This window comes from Mycobacterium sp. (assembly GCF_049802695.1).
Classification (GTDB): Bacteria; Actinomycetota; Actinomycetes; order Mycobacteriales; family Mycobacteriaceae; genus Mycobacterium.
The window spans coordinates 1-19,130 of the sequence record NZ_JBARMY010000205.1 but is presented as its reverse complement, the minus strand read 5'-3'; the positions used below and the strand labels follow the sequence as shown (position 1 = coordinate 19,130).

The 19,130-nt window shown below is 63.4% G+C and carries 18 protein-coding genes and 1 pseudogene; 18 read left to right on the top strand and 1 reads right to left on the bottom strand.

Features of this window, described 5'->3' with window-relative positions:
* Positions 1-126 precede the first annotated feature (126 nt).
* The 17 genes and pseudogenes from rho (at position 127) to WA317_RS08205 (ending at position 16,972) form a co-directional block, all read left to right on the top strand.
* Positions 127-2,022: a transcription termination factor Rho gene (gene rho, locus WA317_RS08285; protein WP_425172572.1), complete on the top strand. Its 1,896-nt coding sequence runs from the start codon at positions 127-129 to the stop codon at positions 2,020-2,022.
* 66 nt (positions 2,023-2,088) lie between these two features.
* Positions 2,089-3,708 carry a fatty-acid--CoA ligase FadD1 gene (gene fadD1 / locus WA317_RS08280; protein WP_425172571.1) on the top strand — a complete coding sequence of 540 codons (1,620 nt, stop codon included), beginning with the start codon at positions 2,089-2,091 and terminating at the stop codon, positions 3,706-3,708.
* A 125-nt stretch (positions 3,709-3,833) separates the two neighbouring features.
* A complete protein-coding gene (rpmE, locus tag WA317_RS08275; protein WP_425172570.1) occupies positions 3,834-4,076 on the top strand; it encodes a 50S ribosomal protein L31 in 243 nt (80 codons plus the stop codon).
* 144 nt (positions 4,077-4,220) lie between these two features.
* Positions 4,221-5,297, top strand: a complete 1,077-nt coding sequence (gene prfA / locus WA317_RS08270; RefSeq protein ID WP_425172569.1) for a peptide chain release factor 1 — start codon at positions 4,221-4,223, stop codon at positions 5,295-5,297.
* A complete protein-coding gene (gene prmC, locus WA317_RS08265; protein WP_425172568.1) occupies positions 5,294-6,151 on the top strand; it encodes a peptide chain release factor N(5)-glutamine methyltransferase in 858 nt (285 codons plus the stop codon). The genes prfA and prmC overlap by 4 nt, the downstream gene beginning before the upstream one ends.
* Entirely contained in the window at positions 6,148-6,819 is a 672-nt protein-coding gene (locus WA317_RS08260) for an L-threonylcarbamoyladenylate synthase (protein ID WP_425172567.1), read from the top strand. The genes prmC and WA317_RS08260 overlap by 4 nt, the downstream gene beginning before the upstream one ends.
* 25 nt (positions 6,820-6,844) lie before the next feature.
* On the top strand, positions 6,845-8,050 hold the full coding sequence (locus WA317_RS08255) for a glycosyltransferase family 4 protein (RefSeq protein ID WP_425172566.1): 1,206 nt from the start codon (positions 6,845-6,847) through the stop codon (positions 8,048-8,050).
* 224 nt (positions 8,051-8,274) lie between these two features.
* Entirely contained in the window at positions 8,275-8,757 is a 483-nt protein-coding gene (locus WA317_RS08250) for an ATP synthase subunit I (protein ID WP_425172565.1), read from the top strand.
* Positions 8,750-9,502, top strand: a complete 753-nt coding sequence (atpB, locus tag WA317_RS08245) for a F0F1 ATP synthase subunit A (protein WP_425172564.1) — start codon at positions 8,750-8,752, stop codon at positions 9,500-9,502. The genes WA317_RS08250 and atpB overlap by 8 nt, the downstream gene beginning before the upstream one ends.
* 82 nt (positions 9,503-9,584) lie before the next feature.
* The gene (locus WA317_RS08240) at positions 9,585-9,833 is read left to right on the top strand and encodes a F0F1 ATP synthase subunit C (protein WP_425172581.1); all 249 of its coding nucleotides are present in this window, start codon (positions 9,585-9,587) and stop codon (positions 9,831-9,833) included.
* A 7-nt stretch (positions 9,834-9,840) separates the two neighbouring features.
* Positions 9,841-10,344: a F0F1 ATP synthase subunit B gene (locus tag WA317_RS08235; protein ID WP_425172563.1), complete on the top strand. Its 504-nt coding sequence runs from the start codon at positions 9,841-9,843 to the stop codon at positions 10,342-10,344.
* 6 nt (positions 10,345-10,350) lie between these two features.
* Positions 10,351-11,691, top strand: a complete 1,341-nt coding sequence (locus tag WA317_RS08230; RefSeq protein ID WP_425172562.1) for a F0F1 ATP synthase subunit B/delta — start codon at positions 10,351-10,353, stop codon at positions 11,689-11,691.
* 40 nt (positions 11,692-11,731) lie between these two features.
* Positions 11,732-13,384: a F0F1 ATP synthase subunit alpha gene (atpA, locus tag WA317_RS08225; RefSeq protein ID WP_425172561.1), complete on the top strand. Its 1,653-nt coding sequence runs from the start codon at positions 11,732-11,734 to the stop codon at positions 13,382-13,384.
* Positions 13,385-13,391: 7 nt separating this feature from the next.
* On the top strand, positions 13,392-14,306 hold the full coding sequence (locus WA317_RS08220) for a F0F1 ATP synthase subunit gamma (protein ID WP_425172560.1): 915 nt from the start codon (positions 13,392-13,394) through the stop codon (positions 14,304-14,306).
* A gap of 24 nt (positions 14,307-14,330) precedes the next feature.
* Positions 14,331-15,917, top strand: a pseudogene (gene atpD / locus WA317_RS08215) (F0F1 ATP synthase subunit beta); the annotation flags it as partial.
* Positions 15,918-16,148: 231 nt separating this feature from the next.
* Positions 16,149-16,514 (top strand): F0F1 ATP synthase subunit epsilon, encoded by a 366-nt coding sequence (locus WA317_RS08210; RefSeq protein WP_425172559.1) that lies wholly within the window; start codon positions 16,149-16,151, stop codon positions 16,512-16,514.
* Positions 16,515-16,528: 14 nt separating this feature from the next.
* Positions 16,529-16,972, top strand: a complete 444-nt coding sequence (locus tag WA317_RS08205; protein ID WP_425172558.1) for a DUF2550 domain-containing protein — start codon at positions 16,529-16,531, stop codon at positions 16,970-16,972.
* A gap of 19 nt (positions 16,973-16,991) precedes the next feature.
* Here WA317_RS08205 and WA317_RS08200 read toward each other — a convergent pair whose 3' ends face one another.
* Positions 16,992-17,582, bottom strand: a complete 591-nt coding sequence (locus WA317_RS08200; protein WP_425172557.1) for a cob(I)yrinic acid a,c-diamide adenosyltransferase — start codon at positions 17,580-17,582, stop codon at positions 16,992-16,994.
* A gap of 70 nt (positions 17,583-17,652) precedes the next feature.
* On the opposite strand from WA317_RS08200, the gene murA reads away from it, so the two are divergent.
* The gene (gene murA, locus WA317_RS08195; RefSeq protein WP_425172556.1) at positions 17,653-18,906 is read left to right on the top strand and encodes a UDP-N-acetylglucosamine 1-carboxyvinyltransferase; all 1,254 of its coding nucleotides are present in this window, start codon (positions 17,653-17,655) and stop codon (positions 18,904-18,906) included.
* Positions 18,907-19,130 lie beyond the last annotated feature (224 nt).

Here is a 19,130-nt window from a genome sequence, read left to right as displayed (position 1 = left end):
TTCGCCTTTACGTAGCCACTCCGGGCGATCACCGTCGCCGAGTCGGCGGTGGTGAGCACTCAGCGATCTGGCTGAATGCAACTAACCCCTCGCTTGACGCGATCAGTGAGGGAAGAAAGGAAATCCGTGACTGAAACGGACCTCATCACGGCTGGCGACAGCACTCGTGACAATAAGCTGTCGAGTCCCGTGACCGCCGAATCTTCGGCGCCCGCCGAGTCCGGCGCAGAGACATCCGCGCCGTCGACCGGCGACGCCGGCGCTCAGGCGAAGGCCAGCGGGTCAGACGGCTCGCTGTCGACCATGGTGCTGCCCGAACTGCGGGCGCTGGCCAACCGGGTTGGTGTCAAGGGCACGTCGGGCATGCGCAAAAACGAGTTGATCGCCGCGATCAGACAAATTCAAGGCGGGTCACAGGGCGGAGTAGCCAACGGAGCGCCCTCCAACGGCGGCGCCGCGACCAAAACCGACACTGACACCAACACCCTCGCCGCCGGTGAAGGCACCGCAAACCAAGCCGCCAACCACGCCCCGAATGGGCGCGACGAAGCGCAGAACGAGTCAACCTCCACCGACGCTCCCCGCCGTGAACGGCGCAGCGCATCCCGCGGGCCCGGATCTCCCGCCGCGAGTGCCGTCGCGCAGGGCAAGCCGCGGTCGGAGCAGCGAGACGTCAAGCAGGACCAGGCCGCGCCGGAGAGAAGCGGTGACCAGGGTGGCGATCAGCAAGGCGCCGACGGGCAGAACTCCGACGGGCAGCAGAACCGCGACGACGACGACGGGCGGCAGGGCCGGCGGGGGCGCCGGTTCCGCGACCGCAAGCGCCGTGGCGAACGGTCGGGTGACGGCACTGACGCTGAGCTGCGCGAGGACGACGTCGTTCAGCCGGTGGCGGGCATTCTTGACGTCCTGGACAACTACGCGTTCGTGCGCACGTCCGGTTACCTGGCCGGCCCGCACGACGTCTACGTGTCGATGAACATGGTGCGCAAGAACGGCTTGCGCCGTGGTGACGCGGTGACCGGCGCGGTTCGCGTGCCGCGCGAGGGCGAACAGCCCAATCAGCGGCAGAAATTCAATCCGCTGGTGCGTTTGGACGCCATCAACGGCGGACCGGTCGACGACGCCAAGAAACGTCCTGACTTCTCCAAGCTGACGCCGCTGTACCCCAACCAGCGGCTTCGTCTGGAAACCAGCCCCGACCGGCTGACCACGCGGGTCATCGACCTGATCATGCCCATCGGCAAGGGTCAGCGCGCCCTGATCGTGTCGCCTCCGAAGGCGGGTAAGACGACGATCCTGCAGGACATCGCCAACGCGATCACGCGCAACAACCCCGAATGCCACCTGATGGTCGTGCTCGTCGACGAGCGGCCTGAAGAGGTCACCGACATGACCCGCTCGGTCAAGGGCGAGGTCATCGCCTCGACGTTCGACCGGCCGCCTTCGGACCACACCTCGGTCGCAGAGTTGGCCATCGAGCGCGCCAAGCGGCTGGTGGAGCAGGGTAAAGACGTGGTGGTGTTGCTGGACTCGATCACCCGGCTGGGGCGCGCTTACAACAACGCGTCGCCGGCGTCGGGCCGCATCCTGTCCGGTGGTGTCGATTCCACGGCGCTCTATCCGCCCAAGCGCTTCCTCGGCGCCGCTCGCAACATCGAGGAAGGCGGCTCGCTGACCATCATCGCCACCGCGATGGTGGAGACGGGTTCCACCGGTGACACCGTCATCTTCGAGGAGTTCAAGGGCACTGGTAACGCTGAGCTCAAGCTGGACCGCAAGATCTCCGAACGTCGGGTGTTCCCCGCCGTCGACGTCAACCCGTCGGGTACCCGCAAAGACGAGCTGTTGCTGTCGCCCGACGAGTTCGCCGTGGTGCACAAGCTGCGGCGCGTGCTGTCGGGCCTGGACTCGCACCAAGCCATCGACCTGCTGATGTCTCAGCTGCGCAAAACCAAGACCAACTACGAGTTCTTGGTGCAGGTGTCGAAGACCACACCGGGCGGCTCAGACAACGACTGACAACGCCGAGCGCAGACCTGCCAATTGCCGGAATTAGGGTGCGGCGCCGACCTAAAGTGTTGAGCCGTGGCGGACACGATCCAGCAACTGCTCTGCGGGCGGCTCGATGACCGTACGCCGGCGGTGAAATACGGCGACGACGTGTGGAGTTGGCGTGAGCATCTTGAGAAGGCTTCGAAAACCGCCGCCGCGCTGATCGACATCGCCGATCCGGACCGGCCGCTACACGTCGGTGCGCTGCTGGGCAATACGCCCGAGATGCTCACCGCGATGGCCGCCGCGGCGCTCGGCGGGTACGTGCTGTGTGGCATCAACGACACCCGGCGCGGCAACGCGCTGGCCAGGGACATCCTGCGTGCCGACTGCCAGATGCTGCTGACCGATCCGGCACACTGCGAACTGCTCGACGGCCTGGACCTGCCCGGAGTGCGGGTACTCGACACGACGAGCAGTGACTGGTCGGTGTTGCTGGCCGGCGCCGGCCCCCTGACCCAGCACCGCGAAGTGACGCCGTTGGACACTTTCATGATGATCTTCACCTCGGGAACCAGCGGTGAACCCAAGGCTGTCCAGGTCACCCACCTCACGGTGTTGTTCGCCGGCTCCGCGCTCATCGAGCGCTTCGAAGTCACTGCATCCGACGTCTGCTATCTGTCGATGCCACTGTTTCACTCCAACGCCTTGCTTGCCGGCTGGAGTGTGGCCGTAGGCTCCGGCGCGGCGATGGTGCCGGCCACCTTCTCCGCGTCAGCCTTCCTCCACGATCTGCGCCGTTACGGGGCGACCTTCATGAACTACGTCGGCAAACCACTGGCTTACGTGCTGGCCACCCCGGAACGGCCCGACGACCACGACAACCCGCTACGGGTGGCGTTCGGCAACGAGGCAACTGATCGCGATATCGTCGAGTTCAGCCGGCGTTTTGACTGCCGCGTCTGGGACGGGTTCGGCTCCACTGAAGGGGCGATCATCATCACTCGCGAAGACGGTTGTCCGCCCGGATCGTTGGGTCGGGGCTTTCCCGGTGTAGCCATCTACGACCCGGACACATTGACGGAATGCGCCGTGGCGGCCTTCGGCGAGGACGGCGCGCTGACCAACGCCGAAGAAGCGATCGGTGAACTGGTCAACACCTCGGGCACCGGCCTGTTCGCCGGTTACTACAACGACCGGGAAGCCACCGACGCGCGCGTGCACCACGGCATGTTCTGGTCCGGCGACCTCGCCTACCAGGACGCGCACGGCTGGATCTATTTCGCCGGACGCAGCGGGGATTGGCTGCGAGTCGACGGCGAGAACTTGACCACGGCGCCGATCGAACGGATTCTGCAGCGGTTGCCGGCGGTCAATCATGTCGCGGTGTACGCGGTGCCCGACGAACATGTCGGCGACCAGGTGATGGCGGCGATCGTGCTGCAGGACAACGCCGATCTCGCGCCCGAAGAATTCGGCGAATTCCTGGGCCGACAAACCGACCTCTCGCCGAAGGCGTGGCCGCGCCATGTCTGGCTGACCGACCACCTGCCGACCACCGCAACCAACAAGATCCTCAAGAGGGAACTGAGCGCCCGGGGCAGCGCGCCGTCAGGTGGTGTGCTGTGGCATCGCGTCGGCCGGACCCACACCTACGAACGGGTCGATCGTCGAACCGATGACCGGCTCACCGTCAGGGAATGCGCCGGCTGAGTCCGGCGTTTTGAGTACATGGTGCCCGACCTGGCATAATCGCACGTCGAACCCTCAGGTTCCGGTTCACGCCGCACCACAGGTCGGATACGGCGACCCGGCGACCAACAATTGAAGAGGACATCATGAAATCTGGCATTCACCCCGCATACGGCGAGACCACCGTGGTCTGCGGTTGCGGAAACAGCTTCCAGACCCGCAGCACCAAGGAGAGCGGCCGCATCGTGGTCGAGGTGTGCTCGCAGTGTCACCCGTTCTACACCGGTAAGCAGAAGATCCTCGACAGCGGGGGCCGGGTGGCCCGCTTCGAGAAGCGCTACGGCAAGCGCAACGCCGGCACCGATAAGGCTGCCAAAGCCGAAAACTAGCTGGCAGATCGACGCCCGAACTGTCGCGGAACCCCGCGCGGCCCGGGCGTCGTTCTGTCCGTATGACTGCCCCGCTCGTCGCCACAAGCGGGACGACTCCCACCTTGGGCCGCGAGGTCGCCGGGCGTGGGGCAGGAGGTTCGCATGACGCAGAGTGTGCACGCCATCGATGCGCTGCTCGACGAGCACGCTGACCTCGAACGGCAACTTTCTGACCCCGATCTGCACAGCGACGCGGCCAGGGCACGTAAAGTCGGGCGACGATTCGCCCAGCTGGCGCCGATCGTCGCCGCCCACCGCAAGCTGCAGTCGGCACGCGGCGATCTGGAGGCCGCGCGCGAGCTGGCCACCGCCGACGAATCATTCGCCGCCGAGGCCACCGAACTGGAAGCCCGGGTCGCCGAGCTCGACGCCCAACTCACCGACATGCTGGCGCCGCGCGACCCGCACGACCCCGACGACATCGTGCTGGAGGTCAAGTCGGGCGAGGGTGGCGAAGAATCCGCGCTGTTCGCCGCGGATTTGGCGCGCATGTATATCCGGTACGCCGAACGGCACGGTTGGACGGTGACTGTTCTCGACGAAACCACGTCAGATCTGGGCGGATACAAGGACGCGACGCTGACCATCGCCAGCAAAGGCGACGCCGCCGACGGGGTCTGGTCCCGTTTGAAATTCGAGGGCGGGGTGCACCGGGTGCAACGGGTTCCGGTGACTGAGTCTCAGGGCCGCGTGCACACGTCGGCTGCGGGCGTGCTGGTCTACCCCGAACCGGAGGAAGTCGGCGAGGTGCAGATCGACGAGTCCGATCTGCGCATCGACGTCTACCGGTCCTCCGGCAAAGGCGGCCAAGGGGTCAACACCACTGACTCCGCGGTACGCATCACCCACCTGCCCACCGGGATAGTGGTCACCTGCCAGAACGAACGCTCACAGCTGCAGAACAAGACCCGTGCCCTACAAGTGCTGGCGGCGCGGCTGCAGGCGCTGCGCGAAGAGCAGGCGCTGGCCGACGCATCCGCTGACCGGGCAAGCCAGATCCGCACCGTCGACCGCAGCGAACGCATCCGCACCTACAACTTTCCGGAGAACCGGATCGCCGACCACCGCATCGGGTTCAAGGCGCACAACCTCGACCAGGTCCTCGACGGGGATCTGGATGCGCTGTTCGATGCGCTGTCGGCCGCAGATCGTCAATCCCGGCTCCAGCAGCAACTGTGATCTCATCCCACGGCCTCCGCAGCGCTATCGAATCCGCCACGGCGGTGCTGGCCGAAGCCGGTATCGACTCAGCGCGCCACGATGCCGAAGCATTGGCCGCCCACCTGTCCGGCATCGAACGGGGACGGCTGTCCTTGCTCGACCCGCCCGGCGACGAGTTCTTCCGGCGTTATCACGACATCGTCGCCGTGCGTTCGCGACGAATCCCGCTGCAGCACCTCACCGGGACGGCAGACTTCGGTCCGGTGACGCTGCGGGTCGGTCCAGGAGTGTTCATCCCGCGCCCGGAGACCGAAGCGTTGCTGGAATGGGCGATCGCGCAGCAGCTTCCGGCGCAGCCGGTGATCGTCGACTTGTGTACCGGCTCGGGTGCCCTGGCCCTCGCGCTGGCCCGGACCTGGCCCGCGGCCCGGGTGCTCGGCGTCGATGACTCGCAGACGGCGCTCGGATACGCCCGAGACAATTGCGCCGGCACCAATGTGGAGCTGATCTGCGGCGATGTGACCACACCGGGGTTGTCGGCCGAACTCGACGGCCGGGTCGACCTCGTCGTCGCCAACCCGCCGTATGTCCCGGACAGTGCTGAGCTGGACCCCGAAGTGAAAGAACACGATCCACACCACGCGGTGTTCGGCGGCCCGGAAGGTATGACGGTGATCTCCGCCGTTGCTGCCCTCGCCGGGCGTTGGCTGCGCCCCGGCGGCCTGCTCGCCGTCGAGCATGATGACAGCACGTCAACCCAGACTGTGGACTTGTTTTCTGGCAGTGCTCTTTTCGACAGCGTCGTCGCACGCCGCGACCTGGTGGGCCGGCCGCGGTTCGTCACCGCCCGCAGGATGAGCGGCGCTGAATGACTGACCTGTTCGACTGCGCCGACCCCGCGCAGCGCGCCCACGGGATGGCCGCGGCGATCAGCGCAATCAAACTCGGCCGATTAGTGGTGCTGCCCACCGACACCGTCTACGGCGTTGGAGCCGACGCTTTCGACAGCGCCGCGGTGGCGGCCTTACTGGCGGCCAAAGGGCGCGGCCGCGACATGCCGGTCGGGGTGCTGGTCGGCTCTTGGCACACGATTGAGGGGTTGGTCTTCGCCGTGCCTGACGGGGCGCGGGAACTGATTCGCGCCTTCTGGCCCGGCGCGCTGAGCCTGGTGGTTCGGCAGGCGCCCTCACTGCAATGGGACCTCGGTGACGCCCGCGGCACGGTGATGCTGCGAATGCCGTTGCATCCAGTGGCCATTGAGTTGCTGCGCGAGGTCGGACCGATGGCCGTGTCCAGCGCCAACACCTCAGGCCAACCACCGGCGGTCACCGCGGACGACGCGCATCGTCAACTCGGTGACCTTGTCGACGTCTATCTGGACGCCGGCGTGTGCGCCCAGCAGGCGGCCTCCACGATTGTCGACCTGACCGGGCCGACGCCGCACATCCTGCGCGCCGGGCCGGTCAGCGCGGAAAACGTTGCCGCAGTGCTGGGGCTTGATCCGGCAAGGCTACTGGCTTCGTTCGACGGATCGGGCTGACCGGTTCGGTCCCGCGCCGCACACCGTGGCGGGGTGCAGTACGGTCTCGTGGGTGGTTAGCGTTGCCGGCGGTCTGCTTGCGCTATCCGATCGCGGAGCCGGTGTGCCCTTGCGCGAACTCGCGTTGGTAGGGCTCACGGCTGCCATCATCACGTACTTCGCGACCGGGCCGGTACGCCAGTTGGCCACTCGCTTCGGAGCGGTGGCCTACCCGCGAGAACGCGACGTGCACGTGACGCCGACGCCGCGGATGGGCGGGCTGGCCATGTATCTCGGCGTCATTGCGGCCACTTTCCTCGCCTCGCAGCTTCCCGCACTCGCCCGCGGTTTCGTCTACTCGTCCGGCATGCGCGCTGTGGGGGTCGCGACCGCGGTCATCCTGGCCATCGGTTTGATTGACGACCGCTGGGGATTGGACGCGCTGACGAAGTTTGCCGGACAGATCACCGCGGCCAGCGTCCTGGTCACCATGGGCGTCGCCTGGAGTGTGCTCTACATCCCGCTCGGCGGGGTCGGAACGATCGTCTTGGACCAGGCCTCTTCGATGCTGCTCACGCTCGCATTGACCGTGTCGATCGTCAACGCGATGAACTTCGTCGACGGGCTCGACGGGCTGGCCGCCGGATTGGGTCTGATCACCGCTTCGGCGATCTGCATCTTCTCGGTGGGCCTGCTGCACGACCACGGCGGCGACGTCCTGTTCTATCCGCCGGCGGTCAGTTCGGTAGTGCTGGCCGGGGCCTGCCTGGGCTTCCTGCCGCACAACTTCCATCCGGCGAGAATCTTCATGGGCGACTCCGGCTCCATGCTGATCGGGTTGATGCTCGCCGCGGCGTCGACGACGGCCGCCGGCCCGATTTCGCAGAATGCCTACGGCGTCCGCGATGTGTTCGCACTGCTGTCGCCGTTCCTGCTGGTGGTGGCGGTGATGTTCGTGCCGATGCTCGATTTGCTGCTGGCCATCGTGCGTCGGACCCGCGCCGGCCGCAGCGCTTTCAGCCCGGACAAGATGCACCTGCATCACCGGTTGCTGCAGATCGGACACTCGCACCGGCGCGTCGTGCTGCTGATCTATCTGTGGGTGGGCATCGTCGCCTTCGGCACCGCGAGCACGATTTTCTTCGATCCGCGCGACACCGGAGAAGTGATGCTCGGCGCCATCGCCATCGCGGTCATCGCGACTCTGATTCCGTTGCTGCGGCGCGGCGACGAGTACTACGACGAAGAGTAGTAGTCGGCCCCAGCAATATGGTACGGTGCAGGTAGAACCCGAATTAACCTCGCGGGTTGCCGGCCACCCGGGCAGTCGGATTCGCCTCCGACTACGCCGATTCACGACCGACATAGGAGTTGCCCCTTGGGTGAGTCCAGCGCGCCGATTGCCCTCCGCTACGCTCGACGGGCCACCCCAGGATTCACATGGCGACTTTCACCAACCGGGATCGAGGTGCATCAGTGACGACGCCAGCGCCTGACGCGCCGTTGGTGTTTCCTTCCGTGGTCTTCCGGCCGATTCGGTTGCTGATCATCTGCCTCGTCCTGACCGCAGTCGCGATTGCTGGCTCGGCCTTGCGCAACCATCTCACGTTCGGGATTTTCGTCGGGATCGGCCTGTTGATGGGTTTGCTGAACGCACTGTTGGTGCACCGCTCGGTGAACACGATCACCGCCGGTGCGCACCCGCTGAAGACCCAGATGGCCATGAACTCCGCGTCCCGGCTGTTCATCTTGACCGTTATTGGGCTGATCATCGCTTTCGTTTTTCGGCCCGCGGGGCTGGGCGTTGTGTTTGGCTTAGCGGTATTCCAGGTACTGCTTGTGGCGTCGACTGCATTGCCGGTGTTGAGGAAGCTTCGCGCCGGAGGCGGCGAGCCCTCGCCGTCGGGCTACACCGGTACTGCAGAGCGTCTAGACGGGAGGGATAACGGCGATGATTGAGCTGACCCTGGCTGGTCAAATCGAGGTCGGCGAGCACACCAAGGCCCAGTTGTTCGGGCTGACTTTCGACACCGACACCGTGCTGTCAACGGCGATCGCTGCTGTCATCGTGGTCGCGTTGGCGTTCTTCCTGCGGGCGAAAGTCACGTCAAGGGGTGTGCCCAATGGGGTGCAGTTGTTCTTCGAGGCCATCACCATCCAGATGCGCACCCAAATTGAGAGCACCATTGGCTTGCGGATCGCGCCGTTCGTTCTCCCGCTGGCGGTCGCGATTTTCGTGTTCATTCTGATCTCCAACTGGCTGGCGGTCCTGCCGGTGCAGTACACGACAAAATCCGGAACGAACACCGAGGTGCTCAAGCCAGCGGCAGCCGACATCAACTACGTGTTGGCATTGGCCTTATTCGTCTTCGTCTGCTATCACGTGGCCGGGATCTGGCGCCGCGGCATCCTGGGTCATCCGTGGAAAGTCCTCAAGGGGCACGTCGCGGTCTTGGCGCCGATCAACATGGTTGAGGAGATCGCCAAGCCGGTGTCACTGTCCCTCCGACTTTTCGGCAATATCTTCGCCGGCAGCATCATGGTCGCACTCATCGCAATGTTTCCGCCCTACATCCTGTGGGCGCCCAACGCCATCTGGAAAGCGTTCGATTTGTTTGTCGGCTTCATCCAAGCGTTCATCTTCGCGCTGTTGACCGTCTTGTATTTCAGTCAGTCGATGGAAGTGGAAGAGGAACACGAATAGAAATCGGCCGCCAACATGCTTGGCCGCCCCAACAGAACCCGGTAGACCGCTACCGGAAACAAGGAGGTATGGAATGGCTGGAATGAGTCCCCAGATCGCCCAGGGTGCCCTCATCGGCGGTGGAATTATGTTGGGCGGAGGTGCGGTCGGCGCGGCTATCGGGGACGGTATCGCCGGTAATGCACTGATTGCCGGCATCGCGAGGCAGCCGGAGGCGCAGGGTCGGTTGTTCACGCCGTTCTTCATCACGGTCGGTTTGGTGGAAGCCATGTACTTCATAAACCTGGCGTTCATGGCGCTGTTCGTCTTCGCCAACCCCGTGGGCTCGTAATCCGGGAATGGGTGACATGAGCGCTACCGTGCTGGCCGGCGGCGGCAGTAACTTCCTCGTCCCGAACGGGACTTTCTTCGTCGTACTCGTCATATTCCTCATCGTTCTCGGCGTCATCGGGACTTTCGTCGTGCCGCCGATCATGAAAGTGCTGCGGGAGCGCGAGTACATGGTCGCCAAGACGCAGGCCGACAACAAGAGGTCGGAGGAGCAATTCGCCGCTGCTCGAGAGGATGCTGAGCACACAATGTCGGAGGCCCGACAGGAGGCGTCCAGCATCCGCGACGGTGCCCGGTCCGAAGGCCGCCAGGTGCTCGACGACATGCGTGGTCGTGCCGAGGAAGAAGTGAGGTCGACACTGCAAGACGCCCAAGAGCAATTGAAGCGAGAGGGTGACGCCATAGCGGAAGAGCTCCACTCTCGAGTGGAGGCCATGTCGGCGACCCTAGCCAGCCGAATCCTTGGCGTCGATGTTGCCGAATCATCGGCGGCGACCGGCTCGAAGCGGTAGCAAGCGATGTCGACATTTCTTGGACAGCTCGGTGGGTTCGCGGTCATCGTGGTGCTGGTATGGCGCTACGCTGTTCCGCCGGTGCGCAGATTGATGGCCGATAGGCAAAACTCGGTGCAGCGAGAATTGGACGAGTCCGCCCAAGCGGCCGATCGGCTGAAGCGTGCCAGTCAGGCGCACCAAAGTGCTGTGGAAGACGCCAAGGCAGAGGCGCAGCGGATAATCGATGAGGCGCGCACGGACGCAGATCGTATCGGTGAGCAGCTACGCGAGCAGGCCGATACCGAAGTGGAACGCGTCAAGGTACAGGGCAAGCGGCAGGTGGAGCTACTTCGGGCGCAGCTGATACGTCAGCTCCGGCAAGACCTCGGTTATGAAGCCGTTCAGCGTGCCGGAGAGCTGGTGCGCGAGCATGTCGGCGACTCGAAGCAGCAGTCCGCCACCGTCGACCGCTTCTTGGACGAACTCGATGACATGGCGCCATCCGAGGCCGAAGTCCAGTATCCGGTCCTGGAAAAGATGCGCTCGGCGAGCCGGGAGGCGCTCGGCAAAGTCGTAAAACGGTTCGACCAAATAGCCAAGAACCTCGACGCCGAGGGGCTTTCCACTCTCGCCGACGAACTTGGTTCGGTGGCAACGGTTCTGCAGCGCGAGGTCGTAGTCACCCGATACCTCACGTCGCCGGCCGAGGACGAGGCGCCCAGAGTTCGGCTGATCGAGCGACTGGTGTCCGACCAAGTCGAAGATTCCACGCTCGACGTGCTTCGCGCGGCGGTGTCGGAGCGTTGGTCGAGCGATTCGGACTTAATCGACGCTATCGAACACGTGGCAAGGCAGGCGTTGTTGCTGCGGGCCGAGCGGGACGAGAACGTCGACGAGGTGGAAGACCAGCTGTTCCGAATCAGCCGGTTCCTCGACGCCCAGCCCCGCCTGGCCAGCTTGCTCGGTAACTTGGCTGCTCCCGCCGAAGGTCGTGTCGAACTGCTGAACAAGGTCCTTGAGAGCGCCAGCAGCGAAGTCAACCCGATCGTGAGGGCACTGCTGTCTCAAACTATCGAGTTGTTGCGCGACCAACCGGCCGCAGAGGCGGTCTTGGAATTAACCGAGGTGGCGGTGGCCCGCCGCGGCGAAGTCGTGGCACACGTCAGCGCGGCCGCCGAGTTGAGCGACGATCAACGCACCCGTCTCACCGAAGTGCTGAGCCGGATTTACGGTCACCCAGTGGCGTTACAGACGCAGGTTGACTCCAAACTCTCGGGCGGGCTGCGAATCGCCGTCGGCGAAGAGGTGATCGACGGTACGCTTTCGTCTCGTCTCGCCACCGCGCGAAGCCACTTACCCGACTGACGGCAAATAGTCACCAATTACAAACAGGAAGACGAAAGCTATGGCCGATTTGACCATTTCCGCCGACGACATCCAGGGCGCGATCGAAGAGTACGTCAAAACCTTCACCTCTGACTCCGCCCGCGAAGAAGTCGGTACCGTCGTGGACACCGGCGACGGTATTGCCCATGTCGAGGGCTTGCCGTCGGTGATGTCCCAGGAGTTGCTGGAGTTTCCCGGCGGAGTCCTCGGGGTGGCGCTCAACCTCGACGAGCACGAGATCGGCGTGGTAATCCTGGGAAACTACGAGACGATCGAAGAAGGTCAGCAGGTCAAGCGTACCGGCGAGGTGCTGTCGGTTTCGGTCGGCGACGGGTATCTGGGCCGGGTGGTGAATCCGTTGGGCCAGCCGATTGACGGCCGTGGCGACATTGACTCAGATGAACGCAGGGCGTTGGAGTTGCAAGCTCCCTCCGTGGTGCAGCGGCAAGGCGTAAAGCAGCCGCTGCAGACCGGGATCAAGGCTATCGACTCGCAGACCCCGATCGGCCGGGGGCAGCGTCAGCTGATTATCGGCGACCGCAAGACCGGCAAAACCGCGATAGCTGTGGACACCATTCTCAACCAGCGGAAGAACTGGGAAACCGGTGACGAAGAGGTACAGGTTCGCTGCGTCTACGTAGCTATCGGCCAAAAGGGCACCACGATCGCCAGTGTCGCCCACGACCTGGAGGAAGGCGGTGCGATGGACTACACCACCATCGTCGCCGCGCCCGCAGCGGAGTCGGCCGGCTTCAAATGGCTGGCACCCTATACCGGTTCGGCGATCGCCCAGCATTGGATGTATGACGGCAAGGACGTGCTGATCGTGTTCGACGACCTGAGCAAGCATGCCGATGCGTACCGTGCCATGTCGCTGTTGCTGCGGCGTCCGCCGGGCCGCGAAGCCTACCCTGGCGACATCTTCTACGTACACTCGCGTTTGTTGGAGCGCTGCGCCAAGCTGTCCGACGAGCTGGGCGGCGGCTCCCTGACCGCATTACCGATCGTCGAGACCAAGGCGAACGATATCTCGGCGTACATCCCGACCAACGTCATCTCGATCACCGACGGGCAGTGCTTCTTGGAGACAGACTTGTTCAACCAGGGTGTGCGCCCGGCGATCAACGTCGGGATGTCAGTGTCCCGGGTAGGTGGCAATGCGCAGAGCAAGGCGATGAAGGACGTGGCCGGCTCGCTGCGTCTTGACCTTTCGCAGTACCGCGAGTTGGAGTCGTTCGCATCTTTCGCTTCCGACTTGGACGAGGGCACGCGGAAGCAGCTGAACCGTGGTGAGCGACTGGTCGAGATCCTCAAGCAGTCGCAGAATCAGCCGATGCCGGTTGAGGATCAAGTGATCTCTATCTTTCTGGGCAGCGGCGGTCACCTGGACTCGGTGCCCGTCGAAGACGTCAACCGGTTCGAGGCTGAATTTCTCGACCACATTCGGTCCTCTGAGGAGAGCATCCTCAAGCAAATCCGCGAGTCGGGCGAATTCGGTGATGAGCTCGACGACAAGGTCACCGAGGTGGTCAACCAGTTCAAGAAAGGATTTTCGGCGAGCGGTGGCGGCTCGGTGGTGCCTGACGAGCACGTCGACGCCATGGACGAGGAACAGCTGGGTAAAGAGTCAGTGCAGGTGCACAAGCCCGCGCCGAAGAAGGAAAAGAAGTAGCGAAGAAATGGGTGCCCAACTTCGTCAGATACGTGCGCGGATCCGCTCGGCCGGGTCGATCAAAAAAATCACCAGAGCTCAGGAAATGATCGCGACGTCGCGTATCGGGAAGGCGCAGTCCCGGCTGCAGGCGGCCCGGCCCTATGCCAATGAGATCACCAAAATGCTCACCACCCTGGGCAACGAAGCTGCGCTTGACCATCCACTACTCGTGGAGCGTCCCGAGCCTAAGCGGGCCGGAGTTCTGGTGGTTTCTTCCGACCGCGGTTTGTGTGGGGCCTACAACTCGAGCATCTTCCGCCGTAGCGAGGAGCTTTTTTCGCTGCTTCGAAAAGAAGGCAAACAGCCGGTGCTGTATACGATCGGCGGTAAAGCAGAAAGTCACTACTCGTTCCGTAACTGGGACGTCGCCGACTCGTGGACCGGCTTTTCAGAGCGACCCCAGTACGAAAACGCTACTGAAGTCGCCAACACACTCGTCGATGCGTTCCTTGCCGGCGTCGACGACGATCGGGAAGCCGAAGACGGGATCGCCGTTGACGAACTGCACATCGTCTATACCGAGTTCAAGTCAATGATGTCGCAGTCACCCGCGGCGCGCCGGATGGCTCCGATGGAAATCGAGTACGTCGGGGAAGACACCGAACTGCACACGATGTATACCTTTGAGCCGGACGCAACGACGCTGTTCGATTCGCTGCTGCCGCGCTATCTGACCACCCGCATTTATGTTGCATTGCTCGAATCCGCGGCATCGGAGCTGGCGTCACGCCAGCGGGCGATGAAGTCGGCCACCGACAATGCCGAGGATCTCATCAAGGATCTCAATCTGGAGGCGAACCGGCAGCGCCAATCCGAGATTACCCAGGAGATCAGCGAAATCGTCGGTGGCGCGAACGCGCTTGCCGAGGCTAATTCATAACGCCCGTTAGGAAGCGAAGAAGACATGGCTGATACCCCCAGCAAATCCGATGACACCAAGAAGTCGGAAGACGCCAAGAGTTCCGAAGACGCCAAGAGTTCCGAAGACGCCAAGAAGTCTGAAGACAACAAGAAGTCTGAAGACAACAAGAAGTCCGAGGACACCAAGTCCAAGGACACCAACGGTCGCAACGGTCAAAAGAAAGACACCAACGGCCGCGTGGCCCGGATCACCGGACCGGTCGTCGACGTGGAATTTCCCCGCGGCGCGTTACCGGAGCTTTTCAACGCGCTGAAAACGGAGATCACTTACGAGACGCTCGCGAAAACCGTGACGTTAGAAGTCGCTCAGCACTTGGGCGACAATCTGGTGCGCGCCATAGCGATGCAGCCCACCGACGGCCTGGTGCGCGGTTTTGAGGTGATCAATACCGGCGAGTCGATCTCGGTTCCGGTTGGTGATGGTGTCAAGGGCCACGTGTTCAACGCCATCGGCGACTGCCTCGACGACGAGGGCTACGGCAAAGATTTCGACCGCTGGCCGATCCACCGCAAGCCACCGTCTTTCGAGGAGCTGGAACCTCGCACGGAGATGTTGGAGACCGGGCTGAAGGTGATCGACCTGCTTACGCCCTATGTGCGAGGCGGGAAGATCGCGCTGTTCGGCGGCGCGGGCGTGGGCAAGACGGTGCTGATCCAGGAGATGATCAACCGGATCGCCCGCAATTTCGGTGGTACTTCGGTGTTCGCGGGTGTAGGGGAGCGGACCCGCGAAGGCAACGACCTGTGGATCGAGCTGCAAGAGGCCGACGTGCTCAAGGACACCGCACTGGTGTTTGGTCAGATGGACGAACCACCCGGCACCCGTATGCGGGTTGGGCTGTCGGCACTGACGATGGCGGAATGGTTCCGGGACGAGGCGGAACAGGATGTGCTGCTGTTCATTGACAACATCTTCCGATTCACCCAGGCGGGCATGGAAGTGTCGACGCTGCTCGGCCGGATGCCGTCGGCGGTGGGATACCAGCCGACGCTGGCCGACGAGATGGGCGAGCTGCAGGAGCGCATCACCTCCACGCGAGGCCGCTCCATCACCTCGATGCAGGCCGTGTACGTGCCCGCCGACGACTACACCGACCCTGCCCCGGCGAATACGTTCGCCCACCTGGACGCTACTACCGAGCTTAGCCGTGACGTGTTCTCCAAAGGGATCTTCCCGGCGGTGGACCCGTTGGCGTCGAGCTCAACCATCCTCGACGCCGATGTGGTGGGCGACGAGCACTACCGCGTCGCGCAGGAGGTTATCCGAATCCTGCAGCGCTACAAGGATCTTCAAGACATCATCGCCATCCTCGGTATCGATGAGCTGTCCGAGGAAGACAAGCAGCAGGTGAACCGGGCACGCCGCATCGAGCGGTTCCTGTCGCAGAACATGATGGCGGCTGAACAGTTCACCGGCCGGCCGGGTTCAACTGTGCCCTTGAAGGAAACCATCGAGGCGTTCGACAGACTGGCGAAGGGCGACTTCGACCATGTGCCCGAGCAGGCGTTCTTCCTGATCGGCGGCTTGGACGACTTGGCGAAGAAAGCCGAGGACCACGGCGTCAAGCTCGAGGGCAATGGCAAGAAGAACGGTAAGTCAAAGTCGGACAAGGACAAGTCGGACAAGGACAAGTCGGACAAGGACAAGTCCGACGAAGGCAAGTCGGACAAGGATCAGAAGGACGACGAGTCCGACAAGGACGACAGCAAGAGTGATGATGATTCCAAGGACGGTGACTGATCGATAGTCGTCGACTTGAATCGGTTCGTGACGCAGACCCAGCGCGAAAGGTGGTGAAACATGGCTGATATGGACGTCAACATTGTCGACGTCGACCGGGAGATGTGGTCTGGCAAGGCAACGTTCATCTTCACCCGCACCACCGTGGGCGAGATCGGCATTCTGCCCAGACATATTCCCTTGGTGGCGGAGCTGGTTCCCGACGCCATGGTTCGTGTCGAACGCGAAGGTGAGGACGCGCTGCGCATCGCAACGAATGGCGGATTCCTGTCGGTGACCGAAGATGGAGTCACTGTCCTCGCCGAGTCCGCGGAATTCGCATCTGAGATCGACGAGTCGACCGCCAGGCACGACGCCGAGTCCGGCGATCCCCACGTCGCCGCCAAGGGACGAGCCAGGTTGCGCGCCTTGGGCGAACTCGACTAGTTGAGTCGCCGCCGATGAGCGCGCCCATGATCGTCATGATCATGTTGGTGTGCCTGCTCTTTCTGATTGTCGTCGCTCTCAGTTACCGGCTGTGGAAGCTGCGTCAGGGTGGAACCGCCGCGATCCTGCGTGATACTCCGGCTGTCGGCGGTCATGGCTGGCGACATGGTGTGATCCGTTACCGCGGCGGCGAAGCGGTTTTCTTTCGGCTGTCCAGCGTCCGGTGGTGGCCGGATCGCCGGCTCAGCAGACGTGGCGTAGAAATCGTTGCGCGTCGTGCACCGCGCGGCGACGAGTCCGACATCATGAGCAGTGAAATAGTCGTCCTCGAACTGCGCGACACCACACCGGACCGAAAACGCGGCTACGAGATTGCGCTGGATCGGGGAGCTTTGACCGCTTTCCAGTCGTGGCTGGAGTCTCGTCCGTCGCCGCGCTCACGGCGTCGCAGCTCGTAACGGACCGACTTCAAGGCTCCTACGCCGAGGGCGGCTCCACCTGCCCCCCGCCGGGCCGCCACAGTACATCGCCGCCGGGGTTCGCGGCCCGGGTCAGGATGAACAGCAAGTCCGACAACCGGTTCAGGTATCTCGCCGGCAACACGCTCACTGCGGTGGGATAAGCCTCGACGGCGTTCCAGGCCGACCGCTCAGCGCGTCGAGCCACCGTGCGGGCGACGTGCAGCAGCGCCGAAAGCGGCGAACCACCCGGCAGTACAAAGGAATTCAGCGGCGGCAAGTTTTCGTTGAACTCGTCGCACCACCTTTCCAGCCGATCGATGTAGGCCTGAGTGATCCGAAGTGGCGGATGCTCTGGGCTTTCCACCACGGGAGTCGACAGGTCCGCTCCGGCGTCGAACAAATCGTTCTGAACCTGCTGCAACACGGCTGCCAGTTGTTGAGTGGGCTGTCCCAGTGCCACCGCGACGCCGATCGCGGCGTTGGCTTCGTCACAGTCGGCATAGGCCACCAGTCGGGCATCGTTCTTCGAGACCCGCGAGAAGTCGCTCAATCCGGTGGTGCCGTCGTCGCCCGTGCGGGTATATATGCGGGTCAAGTGCACTGCCATGGGCTAAACGTACCGGCCCAGGAGTCGTGCTTGACTGACAGGGCGATACCGCTTCATTAAACTAACGCGGGTGGCTGAGCATTTCGTGGTGACCGGCGGGAACCGGTTATCGGGCGAAGTTGCTGTTGGGGGCGCCAAAAACAGCGTTTTGAAGCTCATGGCCGCGGCGCTGCTCGCCGAAGGCACCAGCACAATCACCAACTGCCCCGACATCCTCGATGTCCCTTTGATGGCGGAGGTGCTCCGTGGCCTGGGCGCGAACGTGGAACTGACGGGCGGAACGGTTCGCATCACCTCGCCTGAAGAGCTCAAGTACGACGCCGACTTCGCTGCGGTGCGGCAGTTTCGGGCCTCGGTCTGCGTGCTGGGACCGCTGGTCGGCAGGTGCAAAAGGGCCAAGGTCGCGCTGCCCGGCGGTGATGCGATCGGATCGCGTCCGCTGGACATGCACCAGGCGGGCCTGCGACAACTCGGTGCCGACTGCAACATCGAGCACGGATGCGTTGTCGCTCAAGCTGAATCGTTGCACGGCGCGGAGATCCAATTGGAGTTTCCGTCGGTGGGGGCTACCGAGAACATTCTGATGGCCGCTGTCCTGGCCGAGGGCGTCACTACTATCCACAACGCGGCACGCGAACCCGACGTCGTCGATCTGTGCACGATGCTGAACCAGATGGGCGCTCAGGTCGAGGGTGCGGGTTCGCCGACGATGACGATCACCGGGGTACCGCGTTTGTATCCGACCGAGCACCGCGTGATCGGAGACCGCATCGTGGCGGCCACCTGGGGAATCGCCGCGGCAATGACTCGCGGCGACATCACCGTCACCGGTATCGACCCGGCGCATCTGCAGGTCGTGCTGCGAAAGCTGCACGATGCCGGAGCGACCGTGACCCAAACCGACGGCAGTTTCCGCGTCACGCAGTACGAGCGCCCAAAAGCGATCAACGTCGCAACCCTGCCGTTCCCCGGATTCCCGACGGATCTGCAACCGATGGCGATCGGTCTGGCTTCGATCGCCGACGGGACCTCGATGATCACCGAGAATGTCTTCGAGGCTCGGTTTCGGTTCGTCGAGGAGATGATCCGCCTGGGCGCCGACGCCCGCACCGACGGCCACCATGCCGTCGTCCGGGGAATCCCGCAGCTTTCCAGTGCTCCGGTGTGGTCTTCTGACATTCGCGCCGGTGCCGGCCTGGTGTTGGCAGGTCTGGTGGCCGACGGCGACACTGAGGTGCACGACGTCTTCCACATCGACCGCGGCTATCCGTTGTTCGTGGAGAATCTTCAGAGCCTCGGTGCCGAGATCGAACGCGTAGACTAGACGCAAGCGCTACCGCTCGCGTCGGACCTTTCGAGGTGACGACTGCGGGAGTTGACGGCTAAAATGCCGCGGAGTACACTGGCAGGGTTGCCTGTTAGGGTGTTGTTTGAGAACTCAATAGTGTGTTTGGTGGTTTTGTTTGTTGTTGTTTTTTTGGCCATGCCTGTTGTTTTCTCGTTTGGATGGGTGTGGTTTTTTGATGCCAGTTTTGGTGTCTTTTTGTT